The sequence below is a fragment of the uncultured Chitinophaga sp. genome (assembly GCF_937874145.1).
Taxonomy (GTDB): domain Bacteria; phylum Bacteroidota; class Bacteroidia; order Chitinophagales; family Chitinophagaceae; genus Chitinophaga.
The window spans coordinates 1-4,939 of the sequence record NZ_CALNBI010000185.1 but is presented as its reverse complement, the minus strand read 5'-3'; the positions used below and the strand labels follow the sequence as shown (position 1 = coordinate 4,939).

Genomic DNA, 4,939 nt, shown 5'->3' with positions numbered 1-4,939 from the left:
TCTTCAGGTCGAACAACACGATTTCGTCCTTATCCGTTTTATCGTGTTTGCCGTTGTTGTTGGTGTCGTAATATCCATTGATGACGATCACGCCGGTTTCGGGGTGAATGGTGTGGTGGACGGTGAAGAACTTGTCGTCCGTGAGCTGTTTTTTCTGCAGGCCGTCGGGCGAGAGCACGATCACCTGTATCGGATCGTTATAGTCGATGCGGCGGTTTTTGTCGATCGTGACGGTGCGCGCGGTCAGGACGATGGTATTGATGCCCAGGGAGTCGTTTTTGACTTGTTCCCAGTTATGCAGCGAAGCGTCTTTCCCGAACTCGGCCTCGTTGGCTTTGCCGGTTTTCGTGTTAATGAAGACGAGGTACTCCCGGTGGACGGTCCCCATTTTGCCCATGTTATCGATGGACGTGAGTACGTAAGGCGTGCCTTCGATCGCCTTCAACCGGTTGAAGCTGTTGTAGTTGTGTTTGTCCTGGCCATAGGTGGATAGGGTGAGGTGGAGGAAGAATACGGGGAAGATGGATTTCATTGGTCATCAGTTTTAGGATGGATAAATGGGATAGTTCCTGCGATAAGACGACCAGGTTTCGGGAAAGTTTCATGGAAATTATACAAAAAAGGAGCCCGCCGGGGAGCGGCGGGCGGTAGGTTATAGAAGGGCGGTTTATTCAGCGTCGCCTTTTTTGTCTTTCGGTTTTTTCTTTTCCCTGCCGGCATCGCGGAGGGCTTTGGCGATGATCCATTCCAGTTGTCCGTTGACGCTGCGGAATTCATCGGCGGCCCATCGCTCGAGGGCTTCGTAGGTGGTGCCGTCGAGCCGGAGGACGAATGATTTTTTCTGTTCTTTTCCGGGCATGGCTTATGCGTATAATGATCCGGTGTTGAGGACGGGCGTGGCGGATTTTTCACCGCAGAGCACGACCATGAGATTGCTGACCATGGCGGCTTTGCGTTCTTCGTCGAGGGTCACGAGCTGTTTGCGGGAGAGTTGTTCGAGGGCCATTTCTACCATGCCTACGGCGCCTTCCACGATTTTGGAGCGGGCGGCTACGATGGCGGTGGCTTGCTGGCGTTGCAGCATGGCGCCGGCGATCTCGGGGGCGTAGGCCAGGTGGCTGATGCGCGCTTCGCGAACGGTGATGCCCGCGGCAAAAAGGCGCTCGTTCAGTTCTTTCTCCAGCAGTTCGTTTACGCGTTCCCCGCCGTCGCGCAGGGTGATTTCGGCGGTTTCATCTTCCATCTGCTCGTAGGGGCAGGTGGTGGCCAGGTGGCGCACGGCGGCTTCGCTCTGGATCTGGACGTATTGCTGGTAGCCTTCGACTTCGAACATCGCTTTGTAGGTGTCGCTGACCTGCCAAACGATCACGGCGGCGATTTCGATAGGGTTGCCCATCTTGTCGTTCACTTTGAGCGTTTGTCCGTTCAGGTTATTTGCGCGGAGCGAGATGCGCTGCGAACGGAAGAGCGGGTTGATCCACAGCAGGCCGTTCTGCTTTACGCTGCCTACATAGCTGCCGAAGAAAGTGAGCACCCTTGCGTGGTTGGGGTTCACGATCATGATGCCTTTCGAAACGAAAATAAACAGGACGGCCAGGAGGGCGGCCATGAAGCGGAGAGAACTGCTTTCCGTTTGTATGCCGGCGATCAGGCAATAGCCACCCGCGAGGACGATGAGGATGGCGAGGATGAAAGCGAGGTAGCCGGACATCGGCGAGGTTACTTTTTCCATGGTACGAGGTTATTTATTATGATATCAATATGATATCAAATCTAAGGAAAAGAATTTGAATTTCCCGCGGGGTGTGTAAAAAGAACATGAAGGGTGGACTGGAAAATTTGCTTTGTGAAAAAAAACTGAAATTGTACAAGATTTACTATTTTGCCTGCAGCCGTTAACCGGAGCAGACACGTTAGGAATACGAAAAGGAAGAAAGACAGGCCAAAATCGATCGCATTTTATCAACCACAATCTCTTATGTACCATAGCTTTACAGACGAGCAATTGTTATCCCTCCTGCGGAATGGAGACGCAGCTGCGTTCAATGCCATCTACGAGCGGTACAGCAGGCCGTTGTATCTCTACATCCTCAGCAAGACCGACAGGGGTGAAACCAGCAAGGACGTGCTGCAGGACCTCTTCACCACGCTATGGGAAAAGCGCCAGGCGCTGGATATTCATTTATCGCTGCGGTCTTACCTCTATCAATGCGTGCGCCACAAAATCATCGACCTTTACCGGAAAGACGCTACTTACCGCAAATACCTCCAGCAACTCATCGAGCATTTCGACGCGCAGCCCCATAATATTTCCGAGACCTACGACTACAAAGCCAAAGCCGCAGAGGTTTTCGAAGCGATCAACCGCCTCCCCGAGAAAATGAAGGAGATTTTCATGCTGAGCCGGTTCGAGAATATGTCGATCGAACAGATCGCCACCCGGCTGGAATTATCGCAGCAAACGGTTAAGAATCAAATCTCCAAAGCCCTCAAGATCCTCCGTACCCATTACACGCAAACCGACCTGCTGACCGTGGCGGTGGTTTTCGCCCTTCTCCGCTAAAAATTCCCGACAGCCTGCATGGTACTATTTTTTTGCTGGTGCGACATCCTTGTATCACCAACTAAAAAACAATTGCCGTGGAAATTGAACAGATCCGGAAAGTCCTGGAACGGTATACGCAGGGGAAATGCACCGGGGAAGAAATACGTATCATCGAGCAGTGGTTCGCCAGTGTGAACAGGCACCGTTCGTCCATGATTCAGGAAGAATTCCTGCAGGAGCAGCTGGAGGAAGTGAAGATGCGGCTGGCCGACCACATCGCCGCTACAGATGCGCCCGTGGTTCCGCTGCGCCCGCGCCGCAGGCGCGTGTGGGCCATGGCAGGTGCAGCCGCCGTGCTGGCCGGCGCCATTGCTTTCACGTTCCTGTTCAGATCCACGCCAGCCGATCATCCTTCCAACCCGCTCCAATCGGCGGTACAATCGGCTCCGGCCAAAACCAACCGCGTGGTGCGCAACGGCTTCGTTGAGATCACCACGGCCAAGGGGGCTACGGAAAAGATTGTACTGGCTGATGGTTCTACCGTGAACCTCAACGCCGGTTCGCGCCTGCGCTATCCTGTAAGTTTCAGCGGTCCCCACCGCGACATATATCTCGAAGAAGGCGAAGCCTTTTTCAAGGTGGCCGAAGACCCCCGCCATCCGTTCATCGTCCATAGCCGCGGACTGGCCACCACGGCGTTGGGCACCTCCTTCAACATCCGCGCATATTCCCGCGAGCAACGCATCACCGTTGCGCTGCTGACGGGCAAGGTAAAAGTGGACCACGCCCACCGGCAGGAAGCGGTGATCCTGCTGCCAAGCGAGCAACTGAGCTTCGACGTGCAGTCGCTGGCAGTCGCCAAATCCACCTTCCGCGAGGAAGACGATATCGTGGGATGGAAGCACGGCGTACTCGCGTTCAGGGACGCCTCGTACAGCGAAGTATCCACCGAGCTGGAGAACAGGTATAATGTAACGATGGTGAATGAAACGGGGAATTTGGACTGGACTTACACCGGCTCTTTCAGGGACGAGAGCCTGCAGGAAATTATCGAAACCATTTGTCAAATCAAAAACATCAGCTACACACTGAAGAACGACACTATTTTCCTTACCCGCAAAAACTAGATGTATGAAAAAATGCCTACACCTCGTGTTAATGGCAGGTCTTGCGATGGCCATCGCACTGGCGGCTCCTTACACCGCCAGTGCTCGTGCCGAGTCGCAGGAACCTAAAAACATCAGTATCACCATCCAGGTCAAGAACAAAAACATGGAGGAGGTGTTCACTGAAATTGCCGCTAAGACAGGTCTCAGTTTCCATTACGACAAATCCGATCTGAACCTCCGGAAGAAAATCTCCCTCAACTGCGTTAAGCTGCCTTTGGAAGAGGTGCTGAACCAGCTGACGGAACAAACCGGACTGAAATTTACGAGAAAAAACAATAAGATCATTGTAAACATCGATCAGGCCGCCGCCGGCGCCTCCCCCTCCCAGGCGAAACCGGGCGAAGAAGCCACCCGGGCGGACAAGGAGATCCGCGGCAAGGTAAAGGACGCCAACGGTAACCCGCTGCCCGGGGTCACCGTTGTCATCAAAGGCACCAATTCCGGTACCCAAACCAACGGCCAGGGCGATTTCACCCTCAGCGCCAATTCCGGCGACGTACTGGTTTTCCGCTTCCTGGGGTTTACCCCGCAGGAGGTAGCCGTGGGCAGCGGTGATGTGTATGATGTTGTTTTACAGGAAAATACGCGCTCCCTGAACGAAGTGGTGGTTACCGCCCTCGGCGTGCAGCGCAAGGCCAAAGAGCTCACCTACGCCACGCAGCAACTCAGCAACGACGACCTCTCCCGCGTGAAAGACGCCAACGTCATCAACAGCCTCGCCGGCAAAGCGGCCGGCGTGTCCGTTACCCGCAGCGCTTCCGGCCTCGGCGGAACCGCCCGCGTTATCATGCGCGGCAACAAATCCACCCGCGAAAACCAGCCCCTGTACGTGATCGACGGCGTGCCCATGGCCAACTATTCCCCCTCGCAACCCGCCAATGCATTCGGCCAGTCGAACGATATGCAGTCGGGCCCCGGGCGCGACGGCGGCGACGGTATCTCCAACATCAACCCGGACGATATCGAATCCATCAACATCCTCAAAGGTGCGTCCGCCGCAGCGCAGTACGGCAGCCAGGCGGCCAACGGCGTGATCGTGATCACCACCAAACGCGGCCGCGCCGGCCGCATGCGGATCGATTATTCGTCCGATTACACCATCGACAAAGTGATGCTGCTGCCCGAATTGCAGTTCCGCTACGGCCAGTCGAAGGAGAACGGCGTACCCGGCGTCAACAGCTGGGGCGAAAAAGTGAATGCGCCCGACCATGTGAAAGGGTTTTTC

The 4,939-nt window shown here is 55.0% G+C and carries 6 protein-coding genes; 3 read left to right on the top strand and 3 right to left on the bottom strand.

Going from position 1 to position 4,939, the window contains the following annotated elements:
* The 3 genes from Q0510_RS08845 to Q0510_RS08835 form a co-directional block, all read right to left on the bottom strand.
* The coding region (locus tag Q0510_RS08845) for a hypothetical protein (RefSeq protein WP_298710149.1) at nt 1–532 on the bottom strand (532 nt) is incomplete at its 3' end.
* Nucleotides 533–667: 135 nt separating this feature from the next.
* Nucleotides 668–859: a hypothetical protein gene (locus Q0510_RS08840; protein WP_298710146.1), complete on the bottom strand. Its 192-nt coding sequence runs from the start codon at nt 857–859 to the stop codon at nt 668–670.
* A gap of 3 nt (nt 860–862) precedes the next feature.
* On the bottom strand, nt 863–1,732 hold the full coding sequence (locus tag Q0510_RS08835; protein WP_298710144.1) for an SPFH domain-containing protein: 870 nt from the start codon (nt 1,730–1,732) through the stop codon (nt 863–865).
* Between the two features lie 246 nt (nt 1,733–1,978).
* Between Q0510_RS08835 and Q0510_RS08830 the strand changes: the two genes are divergently transcribed.
* The 3 genes from Q0510_RS08830 to Q0510_RS08820 form a co-directional block, all read left to right on the top strand.
* A complete protein-coding gene (locus Q0510_RS08830; protein ID WP_298710142.1) occupies nt 1,979–2,563 on the top strand; it encodes an RNA polymerase sigma factor in 585 nt (194 codons plus the stop codon).
* Between the two features lie 77 nt (nt 2,564–2,640).
* Nucleotides 2,641–3,672, top strand: a complete 1,032-nt coding sequence (locus Q0510_RS08825; protein WP_298710140.1) for a FecR family protein — start codon at nt 2,641–2,643, stop codon at nt 3,670–3,672.
* A gap of 4 nt (nt 3,673–3,676) precedes the next feature.
* On the top strand, nt 3,677–4,939 hold a 1,263-nt coding region (locus Q0510_RS08820; protein ID WP_298710138.1), incomplete at its 3' end, for a SusC/RagA family TonB-linked outer membrane protein.

What these genes read in the sequence shown, in the direction of transcription:
- Q0510_RS08840 (WP_298710146.1), bottom strand. Translation starts at nt 859, where the DNA reads ATGCCCGGAAAAGAACAGAAAAAATCATTCGTCCTCCGGCTCGACGGC.
- Q0510_RS08835 (WP_298710144.1), bottom strand. Translation starts at nt 1,732, where the DNA reads ATGGAAAAAGTAACCTCGCCGATGTCCGGCTACCTCGCTTTCATCCTC.
- Q0510_RS08830 (WP_298710142.1), top strand. Translation starts at nt 1,979, where the DNA reads ATGTACCATAGCTTTACAGACGAGCAATTGTTATCCCTCCTGCGGAAT.